This is a genomic window from Streptomyces sp. NBC_01077 (genome assembly GCF_045162855.1).
Classification (GTDB): Bacteria; Actinomycetota; Actinomycetes; order Streptomycetales; family Streptomycetaceae; genus Streptomyces.
Genome location: NZ_CP108669.1, coordinates 2,908,999 through 2,935,249 on the forward strand (window position 1 = coordinate 2,908,999; position 26,251 = coordinate 2,935,249).

Annotated in this window: 19 protein-coding genes and 1 tRNA gene; 10 read left to right on the top strand and 10 right to left on the bottom strand. The window is 70.4% G+C overall.

Annotation, left to right across the window (positions count from 1 at the left end; genetic code table 11):
• Positions 1–24: 24 nt before the first annotated feature.
• A complete protein-coding gene (gene polA, locus OG462_RS12980) occupies positions 25–2,736 on the bottom strand; it encodes a DNA polymerase I (protein ID WP_406057482.1) in 2,712 nt (903 codons plus the stop codon).
• A gap of 134 nt (positions 2,737–2,870) precedes the next feature.
• On the opposite strand from polA, the gene OG462_RS12985 reads away from it, so the two are divergent.
• From OG462_RS12985 to OG462_RS13015, 7 genes are all read left to right on the top strand, one after another.
• A complete protein-coding gene (locus OG462_RS12985; RefSeq protein WP_406057483.1) occupies positions 2,871–5,168 on the top strand; it encodes an FdhF/YdeP family oxidoreductase in 2,298 nt (765 codons plus the stop codon).
• A gap of 67 nt (positions 5,169–5,235) precedes the next feature.
• A complete protein-coding gene (locus OG462_RS12990) occupies positions 5,236–5,721 on the top strand; it encodes a PaaI family thioesterase (RefSeq protein WP_406057485.1) in 486 nt (161 codons plus the stop codon).
• Between the two features lie 562 nt (positions 5,722–6,283).
• Entirely contained in the window at positions 6,284–7,510 is a 1,227-nt protein-coding gene (locus tag OG462_RS12995; protein WP_406066517.1) for a branched-chain amino acid ABC transporter substrate-binding protein, read from the top strand.
• Positions 7,511–7,607: 97 nt separating this feature from the next.
• The gene (locus tag OG462_RS13000) at positions 7,608–8,537 is read left to right on the top strand and encodes a branched-chain amino acid ABC transporter permease (RefSeq protein ID WP_406057487.1); all 930 of its coding nucleotides are present in this window, start codon (positions 7,608–7,610) and stop codon (positions 8,535–8,537) included.
• Between the two features lie 5 nt (positions 8,538–8,542).
• Positions 8,543–10,372, top strand: coding sequence for a branched-chain amino acid ABC transporter permease (locus OG462_RS13005; protein ID WP_406057489.1), 1,830 nt, complete (start codon positions 8,543–8,545; stop codon positions 10,370–10,372).
• Between the two features lie 3 nt (positions 10,373–10,375).
• The gene (locus OG462_RS13010) at positions 10,376–11,512 is read left to right on the top strand and encodes an ATP-binding cassette domain-containing protein (protein ID WP_406057491.1); all 1,137 of its coding nucleotides are present in this window, start codon (positions 10,376–10,378) and stop codon (positions 11,510–11,512) included.
• Positions 11,509–12,225, top strand: coding sequence for an ABC transporter ATP-binding protein (locus OG462_RS13015; RefSeq protein ID WP_024757294.1), 717 nt, complete (start codon positions 11,509–11,511; stop codon positions 12,223–12,225). Before OG462_RS13010 ends, OG462_RS13015 begins: the two co-directional genes overlap by 4 nt.
• Before the next feature lie 76 nt (positions 12,226–12,301).
• Here OG462_RS13015 and OG462_RS13020 read toward each other — a convergent pair whose 3' ends face one another.
• Positions 12,302–12,958, bottom strand: a complete 657-nt coding sequence (locus tag OG462_RS13020) for an ANTAR domain-containing response regulator (RefSeq protein ID WP_406057493.1) — start codon at positions 12,956–12,958, stop codon at positions 12,302–12,304.
• A gap of 98 nt (positions 12,959–13,056) precedes the next feature.
• Here OG462_RS13020 and OG462_RS13025 point away from each other — a divergent pair.
• Both OG462_RS13025 and OG462_RS13030 read left to right on the top strand, forming a co-directional pair.
• Positions 13,057–13,131 (top strand) — tRNA-Leu (locus OG462_RS13025).
• 109 nt (positions 13,132–13,240) lie between these two features.
• A complete protein-coding gene (locus OG462_RS13030; protein WP_406057494.1) occupies positions 13,241–14,023 on the top strand; it encodes a transcriptional regulator in 783 nt (260 codons plus the stop codon).
• Here OG462_RS13030 and pyk read toward each other — a convergent pair whose 3' ends face one another.
• Positions 14,024–15,451, bottom strand: a complete 1,428-nt coding sequence (gene pyk / locus OG462_RS13035; protein ID WP_406057496.1) for a pyruvate kinase — start codon at positions 15,449–15,451, stop codon at positions 14,024–14,026. It abuts the gene before it with no gap.
• A 146-nt stretch (positions 15,452–15,597) separates the two neighbouring features.
• Positions 15,598–16,281, bottom strand: coding sequence for an SIMPL domain-containing protein (locus OG462_RS13040; protein ID WP_406057498.1), 684 nt, complete (start codon positions 16,279–16,281; stop codon positions 15,598–15,600).
• Positions 16,282–16,439: 158 nt separating this feature from the next.
• Here OG462_RS13040 and OG462_RS13045 point away from each other — a divergent pair, with 158 nt between their 5' ends.
• Positions 16,440–18,239 carry a bifunctional metallophosphatase/5'-nucleotidase gene (locus OG462_RS13045; protein WP_406057500.1) on the top strand — a complete coding sequence of 600 codons (1,800 nt, stop codon included), beginning with the start codon at positions 16,440–16,442 and terminating at the stop codon, positions 18,237–18,239.
• Between the two features lie 14 nt (positions 18,240–18,253).
• Here the strand turns inward: OG462_RS13045 and OG462_RS13050 are convergent, their stop codons facing one another.
• The 6 genes from OG462_RS13050 to OG462_RS13075 all read right to left on the bottom strand — a co-directional run bounded on the left by OG462_RS13050 (position 18,254) and on the right by OG462_RS13075 (position 26,220).
• Positions 18,254–19,666, bottom strand: coding sequence for a lysine N(6)-hydroxylase/L-ornithine N(5)-oxygenase family protein (locus OG462_RS13050; RefSeq protein WP_406057502.1), 1,413 nt, complete (start codon positions 19,664–19,666; stop codon positions 18,254–18,256).
• Positions 19,663–21,042, bottom strand: a complete 1,380-nt coding sequence (locus OG462_RS13055; protein ID WP_406057504.1) for a pyridoxal phosphate-dependent decarboxylase family protein — start codon at positions 21,040–21,042, stop codon at positions 19,663–19,665. The genes OG462_RS13050 and OG462_RS13055 overlap by 4 nt, the downstream gene beginning before the upstream one ends.
• A gap of 410 nt (positions 21,043–21,452) precedes the next feature.
• Positions 21,453–23,939, bottom strand: a complete 2,487-nt coding sequence (gene pepN / locus OG462_RS13060) for an aminopeptidase N (RefSeq protein ID WP_406057506.1) — start codon at positions 23,937–23,939, stop codon at positions 21,453–21,455.
• Positions 23,940–24,011: 72 nt separating this feature from the next.
• Positions 24,012–24,998: an asparaginase gene (locus tag OG462_RS13065; protein ID WP_406057508.1), complete on the bottom strand. Its 987-nt coding sequence runs from the start codon at positions 24,996–24,998 to the stop codon at positions 24,012–24,014.
• Entirely contained in the window at positions 24,998–25,321 is a 324-nt protein-coding gene (locus OG462_RS13070) for a chorismate mutase (protein WP_406057509.1), read from the bottom strand. Before OG462_RS13070 ends, OG462_RS13065 begins: the two co-directional genes overlap by 1 nt.
• A gap of 11 nt (positions 25,322–25,332) precedes the next feature.
• On the bottom strand, positions 25,333–26,220 hold the full coding sequence (locus tag OG462_RS13075; protein WP_406057511.1) for a helix-turn-helix domain-containing protein: 888 nt from the start codon (positions 26,218–26,220) through the stop codon (positions 25,333–25,335).
• Positions 26,221–26,251: the final 31 nt, after the last annotated feature.

The window sequence follows — 26,251 nt, forward strand, 5'->3', positions numbered from 1 at the left end:
GTGGGCCCACCTGCCGGGCTGGTGTCAGTGTGCCGCCGAGTCCCAGTCGTGGCCCACGCCGACGGAGACGTCCAGCGGGGCGCGCAGGTCGGCCGCGGCCGACATCTGCTCGCGGACCAGGGCCTCGACCTGCTCGCGCTCGCCGGGGGCGAGTTCGAGCACGATTTCGTCGTGGACCTGGAGGAGCATCCGGGAGGCGAGACCCGCCTCGGTCAGCGCCCGGTCGACTCCCAGCATCGCGACCTTCACGATGTCGGCGGCCGTGCCCTGGATCGGGGCGTTGAGCGCCATCCGCTCGGCGGCCTCGCGGCGCTGCCGGTTGTCGCTGTTGAGGTCGGGCAGGTAGCGGCGGCGGCCCAGCATGGTCTCGGTGTAGCCGGTGGCGCGGGCCTCGTCGACGACCCGGCGCAGGTATTCCCGTACCCCGCCGAAGCGCTCGAAGTAGGTGTCCATCAGACCGCGGGCCTCGCCCGGGTCGATGTTCAGCTGCTGCGAGAGGCCGAAGGCGGACAGGCCGTAGGCCAGGCCGTACGACATGGCCTTGATCTTGCGGCGCATCTCGGCGTCGACGGCGGACCGCTCGACGCCGAAGACCTGGGAGGCGACGGTGGTGTGGAGGTCCTCGCCGGAGGTGAAGGCCTCCAGGAGGCCCTCGTCCTCGGAGAGGTGGGCCATGACGCGCAGCTCGATCTGGCTGTAGTCGGCGGTCATGAGGGCCTCGAAGCCCTCGCCGACGACGAAGCCGTGCCGGATGGCGCGGCCCTCGTCCGTCCGTACCGGCACGTTCTGCAGGTTGGGGTCGGTGGAGGAGAGCCGGCCGGTGGCCGCCACCGTCTGGCTGAAGGTGGTGTGGATGCGCCCGTCGGCGGCGACGGTCTTGATCAGGCCCTCGACGGTGGAGCGCAGCCGGGCCTGCTCGCGGTGGCGGAGCATGATCACGGGCAGGTCGTGCTCGGTCTGGCCGGCCAGCCAGGCGAGCGCGTCCGCGTCGGTCGTGTAGCCGGTCTTGGTCTTCTTGGTCTTCGGCAGGTTCAGCTCGCCGAAGAAGACCTCCTGGAGCTGCTTGGGCGAGCCGAGGTTGAACTCGTGGCCGACGGAGGCGTGCGCCTCCTTCACGGCCTGCTGCACGGCGCCGGCGAACTGCTGCTCCATGGCCTCCAGGTGGTCGCGGTCGGCGGCGATGCCGTGCCGCTCCAGGCGGGCGAGGAGGGCGGAGGTGGGCAGCTCGACGTCGTGGAGGAGCTCGCGGGCGCCGACCTCGCCGAGCTTCTCCTCGAAGGCCCCGGCGAGGTCGAGGACGGCCCGCGCCTGGGTCATGAGGGCCTCGGCCTCGGCGGTGTCGTCGGCGCCGAAGGCGAGCTGTCCGTCGGCGGCGGCCGCCGGGGCGAGCTCACGGTGGAGGTACTCGACGGAGAGCGCGTCGAGCGCGAAGGAGCGCCGGCCGGGCTTGACGAGGTAGGCGGCGAGGGCGGTGTCCATGGTGACGCCCGCGATGCTCCAGCCGTGCTCGGGGAAGACCCGCATGGCGCCCTTGGCGTTGTGCATGACCTTCGGCCGGTCGGGGTCGGCGATCCACGCGGCCCAGGCCTGCTCGTCGGCCTCGTCGAGCGCGCTCGGCTCGAACCAGGCGGCGGCGCCTCCGGCGGCCGCGAGGGCGATCTCTCCCACGTTCCCCGTGCCGAGGGCCCAGGTGTCGACGGTGGCGATGCCGAGGGGCTCGGTGCCGTGCTCGGCGAGCCAGGGAGCGAGCTCGCCGGCGCCGAGGACGGTGCCGTCGATCTCGACGCCCGCCTCCGGGGCCGGGGCGGTGTCCTCGGCGGCGCCCGGGTCGACGGCGAGGAGCCGCTCGCGCAGCGAGGGGTTGCGGATCTCCAGGGTGTCGAGGACGAGGGCGACGGCCCCGCGGTCGTACGGCTCGCGGGCGAGGTCCGTGACTCCCTTCGGCAGCTCGACGTCCGTGACCATCGCGGTCAGGCGGCGGTTGAGCTTGACCGACTCCAGGTGGTCGCGGAAGTTCTGCCCGGCCTTGCCCTTGACCTCCTCGGCGCGCTCGACGAGCTCGTCGAAGGAGCCGAACTGGTTGATCCACTTGGCGGCGGTCTTCTCGCCGACGCCGGGGATGCCGGGCAGGTTGTCCGACGGGTCTCCGCGGAGGGCGGCGAAGTCGGGGTACTGCGAGGGCGTGAGGCCGTACTTCTCCTGGACCTTCTCCGGGGTGAAGTGGGTGACCTCGGAGACGCCCTTGGTGGGGTAGATCACGGTGGTGCGGTCGGAGACCAGCTGGAAGGAGTCCCGGTCGCCGGTGAAGATCCGGACGTCGAAGCCCTCGGCCTCGGCCTGGGTGGTGAGGGTCGCGATGACGTCGTCGGCCTCGAAGCCGTCGACGGCGAAGCGCGGCACGTTCATCGCGTCGAGGAGCTCGCCGATCAGCTCGACCTGCCCCTTGAACTCGTCGGGCGTCTTCGAGCGGTTCGCCTTGTACTCGGGGAACTCCTCGGACCGCCAGGTCTTGCGGGACACGTCGAAGGCGACCGCGAAGTGCGTGGGCGCCTCGTCGCGCAGCGTGTTCGCCAGCATCGAGGCGAACCCGTAGATCGCGTTCGTCGGCTGTCCGGTCGCGGTGGTGAAGTTCTCCGCGGGCAGCGCGAAGAACGCCCGGTACGCGAGCGAGTGCCCGTCCATGAGGAGGAGGCGGGGGCGGGTGTCTGGGGAGTTCTTCGATGCTGTCTCGGCCACATGACGATCCTGCCACGGACGACTGACAATCCCGCCCACCGATCCCGCCCGCACCGGCGGGGTGCCGGGCTGTCACCGGCGCGTGACAGGATCGGAGACGTACGCCGCAGGATTACCGCTCAAGGGAGAGCGCGATGGTCAGCAAGCCGCCGGTCGGCGACCCGGTCCAGGACGCACCGCAGGTCACGCCGCCGCAGCACGCCGCCGCCGGGCTGCCCGCCATCGGGCACACCCTGCGGATCGCCCAGGAGCAGATGGGGCTGCGGCGCACCGCGCGGACCCTGCTCAAGGTCAACCAGAAGGACGGTTTCGACTGTCCCGGCTGCGCTTGGCCCGAGGCGGACAAGCGGCACGTGGCGGAGTTCTGCGAGAACGGGGCGAAGGCGGTCGCCGAGGAGGCGACGCTGCGCCGGGTGACTCCTGAGTTCTTCGCGGCGCACCCGGTGGCGGACCTGGCGACCCGCAGCGGGTACTGGCTGGGGCAGCAGGGCCGGATCACGCAGCCGATGCTCCTGGAGCGGGGAGGCGCTCCGGAGGGCGAGGAGCGCTACGAACCGGTGACCTGGGAGCGGGCCTTCGCGATCATCGCCGAGGAGCTCCGGGCGCTCGCCTCCCCCGACGAGGCGCTCTTCTACACGTCGGGGCGGACGAGCAACGAGGCGGCGTTCCTGCTGCAGCTCTTCGCCCGCGAGTTCGGTACGAACAACCTGCCGGACTGTTCCAACATGTGCCACGAGTCCTCGGGCTCGGCGCTGACGGAGACGATCGGCATCGGCAAGGGCAGTGTCTCCCTGGAGGACCTGCACCGGGCGGACCTGATCATCGTGGCCGGGCAGAACCCGGGGACGAACCATCCCCGCATGCTCTCGGCCCTGGAGCAGGCCAAGGCGGGCGGCGCGAAGATCATCTCGGTCAACCCGCTGCCCGAGGCCGGCCTGGAGCGGTTCAAGAACCCGCAGACCCCCCAGGGCATGCTCAAGGGTGCCGCGCTCAACGATCTCTTCCTGCAGATACGGATCGGTGGCGACCAGGCCCTCTTCCGGCTTCTGAACAAGCTGGTCCTGGAGACGGCCGGGGCGGTCGACGAGGAGTTCGTACGCGAACACACCCACGGCTACGAGGAGTTCGCGGCGGCGGCCGGGCAGGCCGACTGGGAAGAGACGCTCGCCGCGACGGGGCTGGACCGGGCCGAGATCGAGCGGGCCCTGGAGATGGTGCTCGCCTCGGAGCGGACCGTCGTCTGCTGGGCGATGGGTCTCACCCAGCACAAGCACTCCGTGCCGACCATCCGCGAGGTGGTCAACTTCCTTCTCCTGCGCGGCAACATCGGCCGGCCGGGCGCCGGGGTGTGCCCGGTGCGCGGGCATTCGAACGTGCAGGGCGACCGCACGATGGGGATCTTCGAGCGGCCCGCGCCCGCGTTCCTCGACGCCCTGGACAAGGAGTTCGGGATCGTCTCGCCGCGCCACCACGGTTTCGACGTGGTCCGTTCGATCCAGGCGCTGCGCGACGGCGAGGCGAAGGTGTTCTTCGCGATGGGCGGCAACTTCGTGGGGGCGACGCCCGACACGGAGGTGACGGAGGCGGCGATGCGCCGGGCCCGGCTGACCGTCCACGTCTCGACGAAGCTGAACCGCTCACACGCGGTCACGGGCACGCGCGCGTTGATCCTGCCCACGCTGGGCCGCACCGACAAGGACGTGCAGGCGAGCGGCAAGCAGTTCGTGACGGTCGAGGACTCGATGAGTCTGGTGCACGCCTCGCGGGGCAATCTGCCGCCCGCGAGCCCGCACCTGCTCTCCGAGCCGGCGATCGTGGCGCGGCTCGCCCGGGCCACCCTGGGAGCCGGATCGGCCACGCCCTGGGAGGAGTTCGAGGCCGACTACGCCACGATCCGGGACCGTATCTCGCGCGTGGTGCCCGGTTTCGAGGACTTCAACGCACGTCTGGCGGCGAACGCGGGCGGCTTCCGGCTGCCGCACGGTCCGCGGGACGAGCGACGTTTCCCGACGAAGACCGGCAAGGCCAACTTCACGGCGGCGGCCGTGGAGTACCCGAGGGTGCCGGAGGGGCGGCTGCTGCTCCAGACGTTGCGCTCGCACGACCAGTACAACACCACGATCTACGGCCTGGACGACCGCTACCGGGGCATCAAGGGCGGCCGCCGGGTCGTCCTGCTCCATCCCGAGGACGCGGCGGCGCTCGGCTTCGCCGACGGGGCGTACGCGGATCTGGTGAGCGAGTGGACGGACGGCAGCGAGCGGCGGGCGCCCGGATTCCGGGTGGTGCACTACCCGACGTCCCGGGGCTGCGCGGCGGCCTACTACCCGGAGACGAACGTCCTGGTACCGCTGGAGTCGACGGCGGACGTCAGCAACACCCCCGCGAGCAAGTCCGTGATCGTCCGTCTGGAACAATCGCCCTCCGCCTAAGCGTTTGCTCAGGCGACTCGGGAAGACCAGCCGCACGAAGACGAACGAAGACGAACGGAGCCGGGCCATGGGTGAACAGCAGCACGTGAAGTTCCCGCAGGAGGTCATCGACGAGTACGCGGCGTTGGGCGTCGACCTCCCGGCGCTCTTCTCGGCCGGGCACCTCGGGAACCGGATGGGTGTCCAGATCCTGGAGGCCTCCGCCGAGCGGGTCGTCGGCACCATGCCGGTGGAGGGCAACACCCAGCCGTACGGTCTGCTGCACGGCGGTGCTTCGGCGGTGCTCGCGGAGACGCTGGGATCCATCGGCTCGATGCTGCACGGCGGGGTGTCGAGGATCGCGGTGGGGGTCGACCTGAACTGCACCCACCACCGCGGGGTGCGCAGCGGTCTGGTGACCGGTGTGGCGACGCCCGTGCACCGCGGCCGGTCGACCGCCACGTACGAGATCGTGATCACCGACGAGCAGGACAAGCGGGTGTGCTCGGCGCGGCTGACCTGCCTGCTGCGTGAGGTCACCGCGAAGGACGCGACGAACGTCCCGAACGGCTGACCGGTGACAGACGACGCCTGACCAGCGATGCACGACCAAGGGGCGGCACCTTCGGGTGCCGCCCCTTCGGCGTTCCCGGACCGCCCCCACCCCCGATTTCGTCACGCTGTGTCACCTACACAAGGGGGCGCACCGGCCGAAGCGGAGGGGCCGGTTCGTCCGCTCACATTTCTGCCGTTGTCCGATATCCGGAGAGTCCGCTGAGCGGACCGTCAGTACCAAGAATCGCTCAAGCCCCTTAGCGGAACTGCATGTTCTCACTATGTGAACACCGCGTTACCGACCCATTTGTCCCGATTTTCCCACCCGACGCGCACACTCTTTCCCCGTCGGCATAACAAGACAGTCACATCCTGTCCTCGGCGCTCCCCGACCCTCCCCACCTGCGCTTAGAGTCACCGCCAGTCACCGCGCCGCCGGGCGCGTTCTAACTGCACGGCCCTGTACCAACTCCAGTACGGCCCGGCGTTCCAAAACGGCACCCCTCGCTCCGCAGCTTCACGGCACCGCCTCATCCGAGGGGGCCGCGCCAGGGAAAGGACCCTTCGTGCGAAACCGTTCGATGCTCATACTCACCACCGCGGTCACCGCGGGAGCACTCACCCTCACCGCCTGTGGTTCGCGCGACGACAAGGGTGGCGCCGCCGAGAACGGTGACAACGGCAACGTCACCGTGACCATCGGTCTCGACGCGCCCCTCACGGGCGAGCTGTCGGCCCTCGGCCTCGGCATCAAGAACTCGGCCGACCTGGCGGTCAAGACGGCCAACGAGAAGGCCTACGTCAAGGGCGTGACCTTCAAGCTGGAGTCCCTGGACGACCAGGCCCAGCCCTCCGCCGGCCAGCAGAACGCGACCAAGTTCGTCGCCGACAAGGGCGTCATCGGTGTCGTCGGTCCGCTGAACTCCTCGGTCTCCGAGTCGATGCAGAAGGTCTTCGACGACGCGAAGCTGGTGCAGGTCTCCCCGGCCAACACCAACCCGTCCCTGAGCCAGGGCGTCAACTGGAGCAGCGGCGACAAGAAGCGCGGCTACAAGTCGTACTTCCGTACCGCCACCACGGACGCCATCCAGGGCCCGTTCGCCGCCCAGTACGTCTTCAAGAAGGCCAAGAAGACCAAGGCCTTCATCATCGACGACAAGAAGACCTACGGCGCCGGCCTCGCGGGCACCTTCAAGGGCGAGTTCGAGAAGCTCGGCGGCAAGGTCCTCGGCACCGAGCACATCAACCCGGACACCAAGGACTTCTCCGCGGTCGCGACCAAGGTGAAGAGCTCCGGCGCCGACGTCGTCTACTACGGTGGCGAGTACCCGGCCGCCGGCCCGCTGGCCAAGCAGATCAAGGAAGCCGGCGCGAAGGTCGTCGTCGTCGGCGGCGACGCGATCTACAGCCCCGAGTACGTGAAGCTCGGTGGTGCGGCCGCGACCAACGGCGACATCGCCACCTCCGTCGGTTCGCCGATCGAGGAGCTCGCCTCCGCCAAGGAGTTCCTGGCCAACTACAAGGCCAAGGGCTACAAGGAGGCCTACGAGGCCTACGGCGGCTACGCCTACGACTCGACCTGGGCCATCATCGAGGCCGTCAAGAAGGCCGTCGACGCCAACAACGGCAAGCTCCCGGACGGTGCCCGCGCCAAGGTCGTCGAGGCCATGCAGGGCGTCTCCTTCGAGGGTGTGACCGGCAAGGTCTCCTTCGACGAGTTCGGTGACACCACCAACAAGCAGCTGACCGTCTACAAGGTCGAGGGCGGCGCCTTCAAGCCGGTCGAGTCCGGCACCTTCGGCGGCTGATCAACCCCACCACTCAGCACCACCTTCACCGCGCGGGGGGCCGCACCTGGCTCCCCGCGCGGTGTCACATCCGTCGAAAGTCTCGGAGGACAATGCGGTGAACGAACTGCCGCAGCAGCTGGTCAACGGCCTGCTACTGGGATCCATGTACGGGCTCGTCGCCGTCGGCTACACGATGGTCTACGGCATCGTCCAGCTCATCAACTTCGCCCATGGCGAGATCTTCATGACCGGCGGCTTCGGGGCGCTCACGGTCTGGCTCATCCTGCCCGGTGGCACCACCATGTGGGTGGCACTGCCCCTCATGATCATCGGTGCCGTGCTCGTCGCCACGACGATAGCCGTCGGAGCGGAACGGCTCGCGTACCGTCCGCTCCGTGGCGGCCCCCGCCTCGCCCCCCTCATCACCGCCATCGGTCTCTCGCTCGCCCTCCAGCAGGCCGTCTGGTCCCTGTACCCGGAGGCGAAGTCCGCCCGGACCTTCCCGCAGATCCCCGGCGGCCCCATCGAGCTCGGCCCGGTGACCATCCAGACCGGCGACGTCTTCCTCCTGATCGCCGCCCCCGTCTGCATGGCCGTCCTCGCCTTCTTCGTGATGCGCACCCGCACCGGTCGCGGCATGCAGGCCACGGCGCAGGACCCCGACACCGCGAAGCTCATGGGTGTCAACACCGACCGGATCATCGTGATCGCCTTCGCCCTCGGTGCCGCGATGGCCGCGGTCGGCGCGGTCGCCTACGGCCTCAAGTACGGCGTCGTCGACTACAAGATGGGCTTCCTCCTCGGACTCAAGGCCTTCACGGCCGCCGTCCTCGGCGGTATCGGCAACATCTACGGAGCCATGATCGGCGGAGTCGTCCTCGGTATCGCCGAGACCATGGCGACGGCGTACATCAGCCACATCCCCGGTATGGAGCAGCTCGGCGGCCAGTCCTGGGCCGACGTCTGGGCCTTCGTACTCCTCATCGTCGTACTCCTCGCCAGGCCACAAGGCCTCCTCGGCGAGCGCGTCGCGGACAGGGCGTGAGCACCATGACCACCATCTCCGAGAACCCCCAGGCAGCCGCGGTCTCCAAGGAGGACCAGGCGACCGGTCTCATCGGCTTCGTGCCGGCCAAGGCCGCCCGCGCCCTCGCCCTCGGCGGCGGCGTCCTCACCGTCGCCAGCTGCTTCCTCGCCTGGACCTGGACCCCCCGCTTCCCCGGCGACCTCACGTTCTACGGCTCCCCCGGCGGCCTCCAGATGCAGGTCCTGGTCACGGGCCTGCTCACCACCCTCTTCGCCCTCTCCGCGTACGGCGTCAAGGGCACCCGCTGGCTCACCCCGGCCGGCCCCGACGCGGCGCTCAAGCTCGCCGCGATCGCCAACTTCGCCATCGCCTGGTTCACCATCGGCGCGATCAGCATCACGCTCGGCGGCCCGGTCAACCTGGAGCCCGGCGGCGCAGTCGTCGCGGTCGCCAGCCTGCTCGCCTTCGTCGGCGCCCTCGCCCTCCCCTTCGAGCGGCCGAAGCTGCTGCCCGTGGACCCCGAGGACACCGGCTGGGACCGGTTCAAGCACGAGTCCGGCAACAACTGGGCCACCTTCAAGGCCGCCTTCGCCACCGGCCCCGTGCGCAAGCTGCCCTCGATGCACTCCTCCGTCGAGATCCTGATCATCACCGGCATCCTCGCCGTGGCGCTCGGAGTCTTCACCTACGGTGTCGGCACCGAGTACGACGAGCTGTTCCTCGGCTTCCTGATCACGGCCGGCCTCGGCTTCGCCGCGCTCAACAAGTCGGGCCTCGTCGCGCAGGCCACACAGCTCACCGGGAAGCACCAGAACCTCACCATCGCGGGCGCGTTCACCGCCGCGGCGCTCTTCCCCTTCACCCAGACCGACGACCAGTACGCGACGCTCGGCGTCTACATCCTGATCTTCGCCACGGTCGCCCTGGGTCTGAACATCGTCGTCGGCCTCGCCGGTCTCCTCGACCTCGGTTACGTCGCCTTCCTCGGCGTCGGCGCCTACGCGGCCGCCCTCGTCTCGGGCGCCCCGACCTCCCCGTTCGGCGTGCACTTCCCCTTCTGGGCCGCGGTCCTGGTCGGCGCAGCAGCCTCCCTGGTGTTCGGTGTCCTCATCGGCGCCCCGACCCTGCGGCTGCGCGGCGACTACCTCGCCATCGTCACCCTCGGTTTCGGTGAGATCTTCCGCATCGCGGTGAACAACACCGACGGCACCTCCGGCCCCGACATCACCAACGGTTCCAACGGCATCGCGTCCATCCCGAACCTGAGCATCCTCGGCTTCGACTTCGGCGCCGAGCACGTCATCGCCGGGTTCACGATCGGCCGCTTCGCCAACTACTTCTTCCTCATGCTGGTGATCATGGCGGTCGTCGTGCTGGTCTTCCGGCGCAGCGGCGACTCCCGTATCGGCCGCGCCTGGGTCGCCATCCGCGAGGACGAGACCGCCGCGCTCGCCATGGGCATCAACGGCTTCCGGGTCAAGCTCATCGCCTTCGCGCTGGGCGCCTCGCTCGCCGGCCTCGCCGGCACCGTGCAGGCCCACGTCACCTACACGGTGACGCCGGAGCAGTACCTCTTCGCCGGCCCCATCCCGCCCAACTCCGCCTTCCTGCTCGCGGCCGTCGTCCTCGGCGGCATGGGCACCATGAGCGGACCGCTGGTCGGCGCCTCGCTGCTCTTCCTCATCCCCAACAAGCTCCAGTTCATGGGCGAGTACCAGCTCCTCGCCTTCGGCGTCGCGCTGATCCTGCTGATGCGCTTCCGCCCGGAGGGCATGATCGCCAACCGGCGCAACCAGCTGGAGTTCCACGAGAAGGACGAGACGCCCGCCACGCTCGCCAAGGCAGGTGCCTGAACCATGACGACCACCACCAAGCCCGCCGACGCCACCAGCGCGCCGGCCGCCGGCGAGACCGTCCTCGACGCGCGCGGGGTCACCATGCGCTTCGGCGGCCTCACCGCCGTACGCGATGTGAACCTCACCGTCAACAGCGGCGAGATCGTCGGTCTCATCGGCCCCAACGGCGCCGGAAAGACCACCTTCTTCAACTGCCTCACCGGCCTCTACATCCCCACCGAGGGTGAGGTCCGGTACAAGGGCAAGGTCCTGCCGCCCACCTCCTACAAGGTCACCGACGCCGGCATCGCCCGCACCTTCCAGAACATCCGCCTCTTCCACAACATGACCGTCCTGGAGAACGTCCTCGTCGGACGCCACACCCGGATGAAGCAGGGCCTCTGGTCGGCACTGCTCCGTCTTCCCGGGTTCAGGAAGGCCGAGGCCGAGGCGGCGGATCGGGCCATGGAGCTCCTGGAGTTCATCGGACTCCAGGACAAGGCGCAGCACCTCGCCAAGAACCTCCCGTACGGAGAGCAGCGCAAGCTGGAGATCGCCCGCGCCCTCGCGAGCGACCCCGGTCTGATCCTGCTCGACGAGCCCACCGCCGGCATGAACCCGCAGGAGACGCGGGCGGCCGAGGAACTCATCTTCGCCATCCGGGACATGGGCATCGCCGTACTCGTCATCGAGCACGACATGCGGTTCATCTTCAACCTCTGCGACCGGGTCGCCGTGCTCGTCCAGGGGCAGAAGCTGATCGAGGGCGACAGCCAGACCGTCCAGAGCGACGAGCGGGTCATCGCCGCGTACCTGGGCGAGCCCGTCGCGGAGGACGCGCCGGCGGCGGAAGCCCCCGCGAAGGACGCGCTCTCCAAGGACGCGCCCGCCGAGGAGGCTCCGTCGGAGGACGCACCGTCCGAGGACACGCCCGCCGAGGAGGCCCCGTCCGAGGACACGCCCGCCGAGGAGGCCCCGTCCGAGGAGGCCCCGTCCGAGGACACACCGTCCGAAGAGGCCCCGTCGGAGGACGCACCCGCCGAGGACGCGCCCGCCGATGACGCCCCTTCCGAGGGCGCCCCGGAGGCCACCGACGCCCCGGAGGCCTCGGAGGCCACCCCGCACGACCCTGCTTCGGGCAAGGAGAACGACGCATGACCGCACTGCTCGAAGTCGAGGACCTGCGCGTCGCCTACGGAAAGATCGAGGCCGTCAAGGGCATCTCCTTCTCCGTCGACGCCGGTGAGGTCGTCACCCTCATCGGCACCAACGGCGCCGGGAAGACCACCACCCTGCGGACCCTCTCCGGGCTCCTCAAGCCGGTCGGCGGCCAGATCAAGTTCGAGGGCAAGTCCCTCCGCAAGATCCCCGCACACAAGATCGTCTCGCTGGGTCTGGCCCACTCCCCCGAAGGCCGGCACATCTTCCCCCGGATGACGATCGAGGAGAACCTCCTCCTCGGCGCCTTCCTCCGGAAGGACACCGCGGGCATCGCCAAGGACGTCCAGCGCGCCTACGACCTCTTCCCGATCCTGGGCGAGCGTCGCAAGCAGGCCGCCGGCACGCTCTCCGGCGGTGAGCAGCAGATGCTCGCCATGGGCCGGGCGTTGATGTCCCAGCCGAAGCTGCTCATGCTCGACGAGCCCTCGATGGGTCTCTCGCCGATCATGATGCAGAAGATCATGGCGACCATCGCCGAGCTGAAGGCCCAGGGCACCACCATCCTGCTCGTCGAGCAGAACGCCCAGGCCGCGCTCGCCCTGGCGGACCACGGTCACGTGATGGAGATCGGCAAGGTCGTGCTCTCGGGCACCGGCCAGAACCTGCTCCACGACGAGTCCGTCCGCAAGGCGTACCTCGGCGAGGACTGACCCCCGCCGGTCCGCACCAAGGACAGAAGGCCCGCCCCACAAAGTCGTGGGGCGGGCCTTCTCTCGTACGGCGGGGTTACTGCTGGCCCTTGGCCGCCTTCTTCTCCTCGGCGTCCTCGATGACCGCCTCGGCGACCTGCTGCATGGACATGCGCCGGTCCATCGACGTCTTCTGGATCCAGCGGAACGCCGCCGGCTCCGTCAGCCCGTACTGGGTCTGCAGGATCGACTTGGCGCGGTCCACCAGCTTGCGGGTCTCCAGACGCTGCGAGAGGTCCGCGACCTCCTGCTCCAGGGCGCGCAGCTCGGAGAAGCGGGAGACGGCCATCTCGATGGCCGGCACCACGTCGCTCTTGCTGAACGGCTTCACGAGGTACGCCATGGCACCGGCGTCCCGGGCCCGCTCGACGAGCTCGCGCTGCGAGAAGGCGGTGAGCATGAGGACCGGGGCGATGGACTCGCTTGCGATCTTCTCCGCGGCCGAGATGCCGTCCAGGACGGGCATCTTCACGTCGAGGATGACGAGGTCGGGGCGGTGCTCGCGGGCGAGCTCGACGGCCTTGGCGCCGTCACCGGCCTCGCCGACGACCGTGTAGCCCTCTTCCTCCAGCATCTCTTTGAGGTCGAGGCGGATGAGGGCCTCGTCCTCGGCGATGACGACGCGGGTCGTCAGCGGCGGGACGTGCGACGCGTCGGCGTCGTCGGCGGGCTGGGGCGACTCGGGGGCGGTCACGGGGGCTCCTCGTTGCGGGGCAAGTACTGCTCCCCTGAGCCTACCTAGCTCCTGTAAGGTGGTGCTCCGCAGGGGCCATAGCGCCCTCGCTTTCTAAGGCCCCAGTACTCCAACTGGTCAGAGAGGCCGCTCTCAAACAGCGGACAGTGTGGGTTCGAATCCCACCTGGGGCACTCTTCCTTTGATTCCAAGGTTGACGGGTGAGGAATGATCGTCACCCACATGCGTGAACCCTGCGGATTCACACACAGCCACTGAGGCGAGTCAGCCACGCTCGACTGCGTGTACGACATTGGAACGCGCCAGCAGGTACTCACTCTTCTCGGCGACGGGCGCAGCCTCAACTCGGTGAGCAAACAGACCGGCATCTCCCGCGCCGCCTTACGCGCCTGGCAGACGCGACTTGAACCCCTCACCCGCATGAACGGGCAGTGCTCACCCTGCCCGCGGTGCCGTTCGACCCCAGGCTTGCCGGACGACATCGCCGCATACGCCTATTTGCTCGGCCTCTATCTGGGCGACGGCTGCATCAGCGATCACCCACGAGGTGGTCACCATCTCCGCATCGCATGCGCGGACGCCTGGCCCGGACTGATCGAGGAGTGCCGCTCGGCGATCTTGGCCGTACGTCCCGAAGGAAGCGCCTGCATACTGCAGAAGCAGGGGTGCGTCATGGTCGCAAGCTACGGTCGACACTGGAAGTGCCTCTTCCCGCAGCACGGTCCCGGAAAGAAACACGAGCGGCGCATCGGCCTCGAAGCATGGCAGCAGGCAATCGTCACCGAGCACCCTTGGGAATTCATCCGCGGCCTCATCCACTCCGACGGATGCCGGATCATCAACTGGACCACCCGCCTCGTCGGTGGCGAGCGTAAGCGGTACGAGTACCCCCGCTACTTCTTCACCAACAAGTCCGACGACATCCGAAAGCTGCTCGGTGACACCCTCGACCGGGTCGGCGTCGAATGGAGGACCACCAAGCGCGGCACCGACCCGTACAACATCTCCGTCGCCCGCAAGGCCTCCGTCGCGCTCATGGACCTGCACGTGGGGCCCAAGCACTGACTACGTCAGTGGATCCCCGATGTGGTGGACCCGCACCAGGTTCGTCGAGCCCGCGACTCCCGGCGGGGAGCCGGCGGTGATGACCACGACGTCGCCCGGCTGGCAGCGGCCGATCCGCAGCAGCTCCTCGTCGACCTGCGCCACCATCGCGTCCGTCGAGTCGACGTGCGGGCCGAGGAAGGTCTCGACGCCCCAGGTGAGGTTGAGCTGGGAGCGGGTGGCCGGGTCCGGGGTGAAGGCCAGGAGGGGGATCGGGGAGCGGTAGCGGGAGAGTCGCTTGACCGTGTCGCCGGACTGGGTGAAGGCGACGAGGAACTTGGCGCCGAGGAAGTCGCCCATCTCGGCGGCGGCGCGGGCCACGGCGCCGCCCTGTGTGCGGGGCTTGTTCCGGTCGGTCAGCGGCGGGAGGCCCTTGGCGAGGACGTCCTCCTCCGCGGCCTCGACGATCCGGCTCATGGTGCGGACGGTCTCGATCGGGTAGCGGCCGACGCTGGTCTCGCCGGAGAGCATGACGGCGTCGGTGCCGTCGATGACCGCGTTCGCCACGTCGCTCGCCTCGGCGCGCGTGGGGCGGGAGTTGTCGATCATCGAGTCGAGCATCTGGGTGGCGACGATGACCGGCTTGGCGTTCCGCTTGGCGAGCTTGACGGCACGCTTCTGGACGATCGGCACCTGCTCCAGGGGCATCTCGACGCCCAGGTCGCCGCGGGCGACCATGATGCCGTCGAAGGCGGCGACGATCTCCTCGATGTTCTCGACGGCCTGCGGCTTCTCGATCTTGGCGATGACGGGCAGCCGGCGTCCCTCCTCGTCCATGATCCGGTGGACGTCGATGATGTCCCGGGCGCTGCGGACGAAGGAGAGGGCGATGGCGTCGGCGCCGATGCGCAGTGCCCAGCGGAGGTCCTCGATGTCCTTCTCGGACAGGGCGGGGACGGAGACGGCGACGCCGGGCAGATTGAGGCCCTTGTTGTCGGAGACCATGCCGCCCTCGATGACCAGGGTGTTCACCCGGGGCCCGTCGACGGAGGTGACTTCCAGGGTGACGCGGCCGTCGTCGACGAGGATGCGCTCACCGGCGGTGACGTCGGCGGCGAGGCCGGAGTAGGTCGTTCCGCAGCAGTGGCGGTCGCCTTCCGTCGGCTCGACGGTGATGGTGAACTCGTCGCCGCGTTCAAGGAGTACGGGACCTTCTCGGAAGCGGCCGAGGCGGATCTTCGGGCCTTGAAGGTCGGCGAGGACACCGACGCTGCGTCCGGTCTCGTCGGAGGCTTTGCGTACGCGCTGGTAGCGCTCCTCGTGCTCGGTGTACGAGCCGTGGCTGAGATTGAGGCGGGCCACGTCCATTCCGGCCTCGATCAACGCCTTGATCTGGTCGTATGTTTCGGTGGCGGGCCCAAGGGTACAAACGATTTTCGCTCGGCGCATGGTTCGAGCCTAGGCCTTACCCACCAGTAGCGAGTTGGCGGGACATGACTACTCAACAACCTTTCCGTGAAAGGCTGTTGACAAGTCTTGAATCTGTGCGCCGGGGTGCTCCGATGAGCGATTTTCGCGCCCCGGCGCGCTCCGTCTCAGAGTGCGGGCGGCCGCATCGTGAAGCGTGCCACGACCTCGGCGGTGACGGTCTGGCGCTGCGGTTCGAGGTCCAGCGGCGGGGCCTCCCCTGCCGCCTCGGCCGAGTAGGCCATCGCCGCCGAGCCGAAGGCGGCGCGCCTCGGCATCAGGGGCTCCGCGAGCCCCGCGTCCGACAGTTCGAGGAGTGAGGCGAGCGAGGTGCCGAGCGCCTCCGCGTAGGCCCGCGCCCGCTGGACCGCCTCCGTCACGGCGAGCCGGCGCGCCTCCGCGTACGCCGGGGAGTCCGGCCGCAGGAACCACCACGGTCCGTCGACGCTCGTCAGTTCCAGGTCGGCGAGCCGGGTCACCAGCTCCCCCAGCACGGTGAAGTCGGTCAGCTCGGCCGTGATCCGCACCCGTCCGTGGAAGGCGTGCACCCGTTCCCCCCGTCCCTTGCGGGTGAGCTCGGGAGAGATGGAGAAGCTGCCGGTCTCCAGTTTCTCCACCGCGGAGCCCTGCGCCTTGACCAGATCGAGCACCTGAGCGTTGCGCCGGGTCAGGTCCGCGAGTGCCGCCGACCGGTCGGTCCCTCGTGCGGAGACCGTCACCCAGATCCTGGCGAGCTCCGGATCCACCTCGAGCCGCCCCTCTCCACGGACCGTCACCTGGGGCGCTTCCGGGGTCGCGTGTTCCTGCGTCACGTCCTGGCTCCTCCGTGTTCGGTAACGATCGTCCACCGAACACTTTCCCACTCCGTAACCCGAAAGGTCTGTTGCCGACGTGCTGTCTGAGCCAGAATCTACGCGCGTTGTGCGCCACGGTCGGCGCCGGCGTCACAGAACCAAAGGGGAGAAAACACATGCCGCTGAACCGCAGGACGTTCCTGGAGCGCTCGGCCGCCGCCGGGGCCGGAGTGGCCATCGCCGGAGCCGTCGCCGTTCCCGCCGAGGCCCACGGCCACGGCCGCCCGCGTCCGCAGAAGCGGTACTCCTTCACCGTGATGGGCACCACCGACCTGCACGGCAACGTCTTCAACTGGGACTACTTCACGGACAGGGAGTTCGACGACAAGGCGCACAACGACGTCGGCCTCGCCAAGATCTCCACCCTGGTCGACCAGGTCCGTGAGGAGAAGGGCCGCCGCAACACCCTCCTCATCGACGCCGGCGACACCATCCAGGGCACCCAGCTGTCGTACTACTACGCCAAGGTCGACCCGATCACCGCCCGTCGCGGCCCGGTCCACCCGATGGCCCAGGCCATGAACGCCATCGGGTACGACGCCGCCGCGCTCGGCAACCACGAGTTCAACTACGGCATCCCGGTGCTGCGCAAGTTCGAGGAGCAGTGCGACTTCCCGCTGCTCGGTGCCAACGCGCTCGACGCCAGGACCCTGCGCCCGGCCTTCGCCCCGTACAGCATGCACCGGCTGCGCACCCCGCACGGCAAGGACGTCAAGGTCGCGATACTCGGCCTGACCAACCCCGGCATCGCCATCTGGGACAAGGCGAACGTCAGCGGCAAGATGGTCTTCCCCGGTCTTGAGGAGCAGGCCGCGAAGTGGGTGCCGAAGCTGCGCTCGATGGGCGCGGACGTGGTCGTCGTCTCGGCGCACTCCGGCTCCAGCGGCACCTCCTCGTACGGTGACCAGCTCCCCCACATCGAGAACGCGGCCGGGCTCGTCGCCGAGCAGGTGCCGGGCATCGACGCCATCCTCGTCGGCCACGCGCACACCGAGATCCCCGAGTACCGGGTGAAGAACAAGGAGACGGGCAAGGACGTCGTCCTGTCCGAGCCCCTGAAGTGGGGCCAGCGCCTCACCCTCTTCGACTTCGACCTGGTGTGGGCGAAGGGCCGCTGGACCGTCGAGAAGGTGGCCGCGCAGGTCCTCAACTCCAACACGGTGGCGGAGGACCCGGAGATCACCGGGCTGCTCGGGGACGAGCACAAGAAGGTCGTCGCGTACGTCAACCAGGTGATCGGCACCTCCACCGCCGCCATGACCACGGCCGACGCGCCGTGGAAGGACGAGCCGATCATCGACCTGATCAACATCGTCCAGGCCGAGACCGTGAAGGCGGCCCTCGCGGGCGGCGCCCACGCGGCCCTGCCGGTCCTCTCGCAGGCCTCCTGCTTCTCCCGCACGGCCCGCATCCCGGCCGGCCAGGTCTCCATCAAGGACGCCGCCGGCCTGTACCCCTTCGAGAACACCCTGGAGGCCCGTCTGATGACCGGCGCCCAGCTCAAGGACTACCTGGAGTTCTCGGCGCGGTACTACGACCAGACCCCGGCGGGCGCTCCGGTCGACACCGCGAAGCTCACCAACGCGGACAACACCCCGGACTACAACTACGACGCCGTCTCCGGGCTCACGTACGAGATCGACATCGCGAAGCCGGCCGGCTCGCGGATCGTGAACCTGTCCTTCGAGGGCAGGCCGCTCGACCCGGCGGCGAAGTTCGTCCTCGCGGTCAACAACTACCGGGCGAGCGGCGGCGGCGCGTTCCCGCACATCGCGGGCGCCCAGCAGCTGTGGGCCAACTCGGACGAGATCCGCAACACGATCATCCAGTGGGTGCAGGCGAAGGGGACGGTCGACCCGTCCCTGTTCGCCTCGGTGGACTGGAAGCTGACCCGGGACGGCGTCCCGGTCTTCTAGGACTCGATCGGTTCTCACTGCTGTACGAGAGGCGTCAGCTTCTGGCCCTGGGCCGGGATGCTCGGCGCCTCTCGTGGCTCCAGGCCGAAGCTGGTGAAGGCCGTCCGGCGGGGCAGCGGGTACGGCTCCTTGCCGGTGATCGAGTTGAGGATGGCCGCGCTCCGCCAGGCGGCCAGGCCGAGGTCGGGGGCGCCGACGCCATGGGTGTGCTTCTCGGCGTTCTGTACGTGGACGGCGCCGGTCACGGACGGGTCGAGGACCAGCCGGTACCGCTCGTCGACGCGGGCGCGCCCGGCGGAGTCGTGGCGCAGATACGGGGCGAGGCCGGCGAGCATCCGGTCCACCGGGCGCTCCCGGTAGCCGGTCGCGAGGACGACGGCGTCGGTGGTGAGGCGGGAGCGGGTGCCCTGCTGGAGGTGTTCCAGGTGGAGCTCGACCTGGGTGGTGGCGACGCGGCCGGCCGTACGGACCCGGACGCCGGGGGTGAGGACGGCGTCGGGCCAGCCGCCGTGCAGGGTGCGGCGGTACAGCTCGTCGTGGATGGCCGCGATGGTGTCGGCGTCGATGCCCTTGTGCAACTGCCACTGCCGGGGCACGAGTTCACCGCGTACGGGCTCGGGCAGGGAGTGGAAGTAGCGGGTGTAGTCGGGGGTGAAGTGCTCCAGACCCAGTTTCGAGTACTCCATCGGCGCGAAGGCCTCGCTGCGGGCCAGCCAGTGGATCTTCTCGGCTCCGGCAGGGCGGGCTCTGAGGAGGTCGAGGAAGATCTCGGCGCCGGACTGACCGGAGCCGATGACGGTGACGTGCCCGGCGGCGAGGAGGGTCTCGCGGTGGGTGAGGTAGTCGGCCGAGTGGAAGACGGGGACACCGGGGGCGTCGGCGAGCGGCTTGAGCGGCTCGGGGACGTACGGCTCGGTGCCGACGCCGAGGACGACGTTCCGGGTGTACGCGCGGCCCAGCGCCTCGGCCTCGCCGTCCGGGTCGACCTGGGTGAAGTCGACCTCGAACAGGCGCCGCTCGGGGTTCCAGCGGACCGAGTCGACCTGGTGGCCGAAGTGCAGACCGGGGAGCTGCTCGCTGACCCAGCGGCAGTAGGCGTCGTACTCGGCGCGCTGGATGTGGAACTTCTCGGCGAAGTAGAAGGGGAAGAGGCGTTCGCGGTTCTTCAGGTAGTTGAGGAAGGTCCACGGGCTGGCCGGGTCGGCCAGGGTCACCAGGTCGGCGAGGAACGGGACCTGGAGGGTGGCGCCCTCGATGAGGAGGCCCGGGTGCCAGTGGAAGGCGGGCCGCTGCTCGAAGAAGGTGGCGGCGACGCCACCGGGGACACCGTGCGCGAGGGCGGCGAGCGAGAGGTTGAAGGGGCCGATGCCGACGCCCACGAGATCGTGGGGCCGGTCGAGGTCGTCCTTGGGGGTGCTGCCGGTCATCGCTGCGTGCTGCCTTCCACGAGGGTGATGAGCTGAGCCAGGTCGCCGGGGGTGGCGTGGGGGTTGAGCAGGGTGGCCTTGAGCCAGAGGCGGCCGTCCACCGCGGCGCGGCCGAGGACGGCACGGCCCTCGGCGAGGAGGGTGCGGCGGATCGCGGCGACGGTCTCGTCGTCGGCGCCGCGCGGCCGGAAGAGAACGGTGGTGAGCGTGGGCCGGGCGCGCAGATCGAGGCCCGGCGCCTTCTCCACCAGATCGGCCAGGTCCTGGGCCCGGTCCATGCACGCGTCGACGAGCGCGCCGAGGCCGGTGCGGCCGAGGGCGCGGAGGGTGACGGCGGTCTTGAGGACGTCGGGGCGGCGGGTGGTCCGCAGGGAGCGGCCGAGGAGGTCGGGGAGGCCTGCCTCGGTGTCGTCGTCGGCGTTGAGGTAGGCGGCGGTGTGTCCGAGGACGGCGAGGTCGGCGGCTTCCCGTACGGCGAGGAGCCCGGCGGCGGCCGGCTGCCAGCCCAGTTTGTGCAGGTCGACGGTGACGGTTCGGGCGCGGGCCAGGCCGTCGAGGAGGGGGCGGTGGGTACGGCTGAAGAGGAGGGGGCCTCCGTAGGCGGCGTCGATGTGGAGGTCGGCGTCGCGCTCCTCGCAGAGGCCGGCCAGGGCCGGGATCGGGTCGACGAGGCCCTCGTCGGTGGTTCCGGCCGTGGCGGCGACCAGGACCGGGCCGGTGAGGGTGGTCAGTACCTCGTGGAGAGCGGCGGGGGCGATCGTCCCTCGGGGGGTGGGCACCACGACGGGCTGGGGGAGGCCGAGGAGCCAGGCGGCGCGCTGGAAGGAGTGGTGGGCGTTCGCGCCGACGACGGTACGGACCGCCGGGCCGAGTCGCTCCCGCGCGAGCAGCAGGGCGAGCTGGTTGGACTCGGTGCCGCCGGTGGTGACGAGCGCGTCGGGGTGGGTGGCGTCCGGATAGACCTCGGCGGCGAGGGCGGCCGTGACCAGGGCTTCGACGGCGGAGGCGGCGGGGGCCTGGTCCCAGGAGTCCATGGACGGGTTCAGCGCGGAGGCCGCCAGGTCGGCGGCGACGGCGAGGGCCAGGGGTGGGGTGTGGAGGTGGGCGGCGCAGAGGGGGTGGGCGGGGTCGGCGGCGCCGGCGGCCAGTGCCCGGACGATCGTGGCCAGCGCCTCGTCCGCGCCGGTGCCGGTCTCCGGGAGCGCGGTGCCGAGTGCGCCGACGCGGCGAGCCACCGCTTCCGGGCCACCGGCCGGGAGCGGGCCGCCGCGGTCCTCCGCCCCTGCTCGGAGGGCGTCGAGGACGGTGCGGAGGAGAGGACCGAGGGCATCGGGTCCGGGGGCGCCTCCGGCGAGGGGTGGGGGTGCGGCACGCATGGACGACAGAGTGCCGGGGGTTGTCGGGGAATGTCCGGGGAGTCCGTGGTTGTGACCCGAACGAGGGACCCGCCGCCCCCGCCCCACCCCGTGTGGGCAATCGTCCCGCATGGGGGTCCCCCCTGGACGAAGTCCTTGGGGGAGGGACGGGTGGGCACACGGGACGGCGCCCTCTGGCGGCGCCTCCACCTCTTGTGCCTGGACCCGCACCACCTGGCACGGCGCACCTGTGGTGCGGGTTCAAGCGCGGAAGCCTGGGCCCGGCAAGGGGCGCCGTTCCGTTGTGCCCACCCGTTCCGCCCTGGGGGTCCCCCCGGACGGAGTCTGGGGGAGGAACAGTTGCCCACAACGGGGGGACGGGGGCCCGTGCCCACAACGGGGGTGGGTGGGGGCCCGTGCCCACAACGGGGTCAGGCGTTGCGGGCCGTCAGGGCTCGGTGGAGGTCGTCGAGTTGGTCGATGAGCTTGCGGCGGAGGGCCGGGATCATGGTGTCGTCGGTGAGGTGGGACTCGCCGAGGGCCAGGGAGTCGGCGTCGATCGCGTACGACGGGAAGGCGTAGCGGCCGGCCGCTTCGGCCATCACGGCGCCCCTGCGGGCGCCCAGGGCGATGGCGGCCGGGTAGAAGCGGGGGACGTACTCGCGTACGAGGTCCGCCTGTTCCGGCTGCCAGAAGCCCTGTGCCGTGGCGGTGAAGAGGTAGTTGGAGAGGTCGTCCGTGTCGAAGAGCGCCGACCAGGCCGTCGCCTTCGCCTCTGCCGTGGGGAGCGACGCACGGCAGCGGGCCGCGCCCTCCTGGCCCGTGGCGCTCGGGTCCCGCTCCAGTTCGGCGGTGATCGTGGGCTCGTCGGTGGCGCCGAGGACGGCGAGGCGGGCCAGGATGCGCCAGCGCAGCTCCGGGTCGAGCTCCGGTCCGCCGTGGACGGTGCCCTCGTCGAGCCAGGAGGTGATCTTTTCGGGGGTGCCGGTGCTGTCGATGTACGCGCGGACGGCGGTGAGCCGCAGTCCGGGCGCTTCGCCGTCCTCGGTGCGGCGAAGGAGCGCGCGGGCGATCTCGCAGATGGTGGCGAGGGCGGCGGGCCGCTCGTCCTCGGTGACGTAACGGTCGGCGATCTGGGTCCGGGCGAAGCCGAGGACGCCCTGGACGAGGGCGAGTTCGGTCTCCTCGGTGAGGTGCGCGAGGGCGATCTCCAGGTACTCGCGCGGGGCGAGGTCTCCGTCGCGGACCATGTCGCGGAGCGCGTTCCAGACCACGGCGCGGGTCAGTGCGTCGGGGATGCGGGAGAGGCCGCGCAGGGCGGACTCCTCGGACACCTCGTCGAAGCGGAGCTTGGCGTAGGTGAGGTCCTCGTCGTTGAGGACGATGAGGGCCGGGCGCGGGCCGGTGAGTTCGGCGGGCGCGGTCTGGGGCACGTCGAGTTCGCGGCGCTCGCGCAGGACGAGTTCGCCGGAGGGGTCGCGGTCGTAGAGGCCGGCGGCGATCCGGTGCGGGCGGCTGCCGTCGCGGTCGATCGCGAGCTGCCAGCGGAGGCCCTCGCCGGTGAGGGCGGGCGTCAGGGTGTCGACGCCGGTGGTGCGGAGCCATTGTTCGGCCCAGGCGTGGACGTCGCGTTCGGTGGCGGCGGCGAGGTTGTCGATGAAGTCGGCGAGGGTCGCGTTGCCGAACTTGTGGCGCTTGAAGTGGATGTTGATGCCGGCGAGGAAGTCCTTCTCGCCGAGCCAGGCGACGAGCTGGCGGAGGGCGGAGGCGCCCTTGGCGTACGAGATGCCGTCGAAGTTGAGGAGTGCGGAGGCGGTGTCGGGGACGGACTCCGGGGCGGGGGCGACGGGGTGGGTGGAGGGCCGCTGGTCGGCCTCGTACCCCCAGGCCTTCCTGGTGACGCCGAAGTCGACCCAGGTGTCGGGGAAGAGGTCGGCGCAGGCCTCGTTGATGGTCTGGTAGCCCATGTACTCGGCGAAGGACTCGTTCAGCCAGATGTCGTCCCACCAGCGCAGGGTGACGAGGTCGCCGAACCACATGTGGGCCATCTCGTGGGCGATGATCATGGCGCGGGTCTGCCGCTCGGTGACGGTGACGGCGGAGCGGAAGACGAACTCGTCGCGGAAGGTGACGAGGCCGGGGTTCTCCATGGCGCCCGCGTTGAACTCGGGGACGAAGGCCTGGTCGTAGGAGTCGAAGGGGTACGGCTCCTCGAACTTCTGGTGGAAGCGGTCGTAGCAGGCCTTGGTGACGGCGAGGATCTCGTCGGCGTCGGCGTCGAGGTGGGCTGCGAGGGAGCGGCGGCAGTGGATGCCGAAGGGCAGCCCGGCGTGCTCGGTGCGGACCGAGTGCCAGGGGCCGGCGGCGACGCAGACGAGGTAGGTGGAGAGCGGCGGGGTGGGGGCGGCCTGCCAGCGGCCGTCGGGACCCTGCTCGGTGATGCCGTTGGAGAGGACGGTCCAGCCCTCGGGGGCCGTGACGGACACCTCGAAGACGGCCTTCAGGTCGGGCTGGTCGAAGGCGGCGAAGACGCGCTGGATGTCTTCCATGAAGAGCTGGGTGTAGACGTACGACTCGCCGTCGCTGGGGTCCGTGAACCGGTGCATGCCCTCGCCGGTGCGGGAGTACCGCATGGCCGTACGGATCCGCAGGACGTGCTCGCCCTCGCTCAGGCGCAGCGGGAGGCGGTTGCCCTCCAGGGTGGTGACGTCGAGGGGCTCGTCGTCCAGGAGGGCGGAGTGCAGGGTTTCGGGCTTCAGCTCGACGAAGGTGTCCCCGGCGGTGCGGGCGGTGAACCTGACGAGGCTGGTGGACTCGAAGGTCTCGTCGCCGGTGGTGAGGTCGAGGTCCACGCTGTAGTGCTGGACGTCGAGGAGCTGGGCACGGGTCTGCGCTTCGTCGCGCGTCAGTACGGACATGGCCCTATGCTGCCCGATGCCTTCGGCGCCGGGCAGGGGTGGTGGGGTCAAGACCGTCCGTTCCCGCCGTTCTCAGGCGAGTCCCGAACCGTTCAGGTGGGCGAAGGCGGCGGTGATCCGGGGGCGGTCGTAGCCGGCCGGGCCGGCCGCGCCGCTGGACAGCAGGGTGTGGAGCAGGATCCGGGCCTTGGCGGGGTCGAGGGGGCCGGCCGGGATCAGTCCGTGGTGCAGCAGGTCGTACTCGGATCCGGGGCCGCGGTAGGTGCTCGAGAGGGTCGCGCCGCCGCCCGTACGGGAGGCGAGGACGACCGGGATGCGGCGGGCGATTTCGGCGAGCGGTTCGACCAGCCAGGCGGGGGCGTGACCGGCGCCGAAGGCGGCGACGACGAGGCCCTGGAAGCGGTGGTCGACGGCGTCGAGGAGTTCGCCTCGGTCGCCCAGGGAGAGGGTCACCAGGGCCACCCGTACTTCGGGGTCGAGCTTCAGGGTGCAGAACGCGGCCGGGACGGCGGGGCGGAGCAGGATGCGGGGCTCGCCCTCGACGACCGTGCCGAGCGGCCCCGCGCCGGGTGAGGCGAAGGTGGCGACGGAGGTGGTGTGGGTCTTGCGGACGAGGCGGGCCGCGTGGATCTCGTCGGCGAGGACGACGAGGACGCCGAGGTTCCGGCAGGCCGGGTGGGCGGCGACCGCGAGCGCGGCGGCCAGGTTGGCGGGGCCGTCGGCGCCCGGCAGGTCGGGGCGGCGCATGGCGCCGGTGACGACGATCGGCTGCTCGGTGGTGCAGAGCAGGTCGAGGAGGAAGGCGGTCTCCTCCAGGGTGTCGGTGCCCTGGACGACGACCACGCCGGAGCCGGCGGCGACGGTGGCGCGGACCTCGGCGGCGAGGGCGGCGAGGTCCGCGTGGGTGAGGGTGGAGCTGGGGACGCGGCGGAAGTCGTTGAGGACGACGTCGTGGTCCCCGCCCAGCTCGGCGAGGACCTCCTGGCCGCTCATCCGGGCCGCGTCGCCGCCGCGTGCGGAGATCGTCCCTCCGAGGGTGAAGACCGTGACGCGGGCCATCAGCGTGCTCCGTCCGCAATCGTCTCGTGGTGGCGGATGACCTCGGCGATGATGAAGTTCAGGAGCTTCTCCGCGAAGGCCGGGTCCAGTTTCGCGCTCCCGGCGAGTTCCCGCAGCCGGGCGATCTGCCGGGCCTCGCGGGCCGGGTCGGCGGGCGGCAGCTGGTGCTGGGCCTTGAGGACGCCGACCTGCTGGGTGCACTTGAAGCGCTCGGCGAGCATGTGCACGACCGCCGCGTCGATGTTGTCGATGCTTTCGCGCAGCCGGGTCAGTTCGGCCCGTACGGACTCGTCGACGGGCTGGGACGGGGTGGAGTCACTCATGATCTGCGAGCTTAGACGGATCTCGGGAGGATCGTGGGCGGGTGTTCGGGATCCGGAACGGTGTTGCTCCAGCCGCCGTGCACGGACCGGCCCTGCTGTTCGCGGAAGCGGATGGGGGCGGTGCCGACCCGGCGGGTGAACAGCCGGGAGAAGTAGGCCGGGTCGTCGTAGCCGACGCGGCGGGCGACGGCGGCGACGGGCAGCTCGGTGGCGGCGAGGAGTTCCTTGGCGCGGCCGAGACGCACGGTGAGCAGGTAGTCCTTGGGGCTGCACCCGGCGGCCCGGCGGACGGCCGTCCGCAGTTCGGCGGCGGTCATGCCGTGCCGGGCGGCGTGTTCGGCGACGGAGAGCGGCTGGAAGGCGTCGCGGGCGAGGGCGGCGAGGACGGGGTCGCCGTCGGCGTTGGTGTCGGCACGGGCCCGGCGCAGTGCGACGAGCAGTTCGTGGACGGCGGCGCCGGTCTCGACCTCCAGGAGGGGGTTGCCGGGGCGGGCGGCGCGGGCGATCCGGCTGATGGCGGCGCGGGCGGGGGCCGCGTCGGCGAGGGGGACGACGGGCCGGTCGGGTTCTATGTAGCCGAGCTCGGTGTAGGTGGTGGTGGCCGGTCCGGTGAAGTCGACGAAGGACTCGTCCCAGCCGGTGCCGGGGTCGGCGCCGTAGTGGTGGGGGGTGCCGGGCGTCAGCCAGAGCAGCGCGGGCGCGGTGACGGTGGTGCGGCGTCCGTCGGCGCCCCGGTACCAGCCGCTGCCGGCGGAGACGACGACGGCCACGTGGTGGTCGAGGGTGCGGGGCCCGACGGTCGGCAGGGTGCCGTGCTGGAGTCCGACGCCGAGGCAGACGAGGCCGAGGCGGTGGTGGACGGGGCTGGGCGTGAAGTAGCGCATCCAGGTGTGGTACATGCGGTGGTGCCCCTCCCCAGGGCCGGTCCGG

Excerpts from the sequence above, each read along its gene's own strand:
- OG462_RS12985 (WP_406057483.1), top strand. The coding sequence starts at position 2,871 with ATGGTCAGCAAGCCGCCGGTCGGCGACCCGGTCCAGGACGCACCGCAG.
- OG462_RS12990 (WP_406057485.1), top strand. The coding sequence starts at position 5,236 with ATGGGTGAACAGCAGCACGTGAAGTTCCCGCAGGAGGTCATCGACGAG.
- OG462_RS12995 (WP_406066517.1), top strand. The coding sequence starts at position 6,284 with ATGCTCATACTCACCACCGCGGTCACCGCGGGAGCACTCACCCTCACC.
- OG462_RS13005 (WP_406057489.1), top strand. The coding sequence starts at position 8,543 with ATGACCACCATCTCCGAGAACCCCCAGGCAGCCGCGGTCTCCAAGGAG.
- OG462_RS13010 (WP_406057491.1), top strand. The coding sequence starts at position 10,376 with ATGACGACCACCACCAAGCCCGCCGACGCCACCAGCGCGCCGGCCGCC.
- OG462_RS13015 (WP_024757294.1), top strand. The coding sequence starts at position 11,509 with ATGACCGCACTGCTCGAAGTCGAGGACCTGCGCGTCGCCTACGGAAAG.
- pyk (WP_406057496.1), bottom strand. The coding sequence starts at position 15,451 with ATGCGCCGAGCGAAAATCGTTTGTACCCTTGGGCCCGCCACCGAAACA.
- OG462_RS13045 (WP_406057500.1), top strand. The coding sequence starts at position 16,440 with ATGCCGCTGAACCGCAGGACGTTCCTGGAGCGCTCGGCCGCCGCCGGG.
- OG462_RS13050 (WP_406057502.1), bottom strand. The coding sequence starts at position 19,666 with ATGACCGGCAGCACCCCCAAGGACGACCTCGACCGGCCCCACGATCTC.
- OG462_RS13055 (WP_406057504.1), bottom strand. The coding sequence starts at position 21,042 with ATGCGTGCCGCACCCCCACCCCTCGCCGGAGGCGCCCCCGGACCCGAT.
- pepN (WP_406057506.1), bottom strand. The coding sequence starts at position 23,939 with ATGTCCGTACTGACGCGCGACGAAGCGCAGACCCGTGCCCAGCTCCTC.
- OG462_RS13065 (WP_406057508.1), bottom strand. The coding sequence starts at position 24,998 with ATGGCCCGCGTCACGGTCTTCACCCTCGGAGGGACGATCTCCGCACGC.
- OG462_RS13070 (WP_406057509.1), bottom strand. The coding sequence starts at position 25,321 with ATGAGTGACTCCACCCCGTCCCAGCCCGTCGACGAGTCCGTACGGGCC.
- OG462_RS13075 (WP_406057511.1), bottom strand. The coding sequence starts at position 26,220 with ATGTACCACACCTGGATGCGCTACTTCACGCCCAGCCCCGTCCACCAC.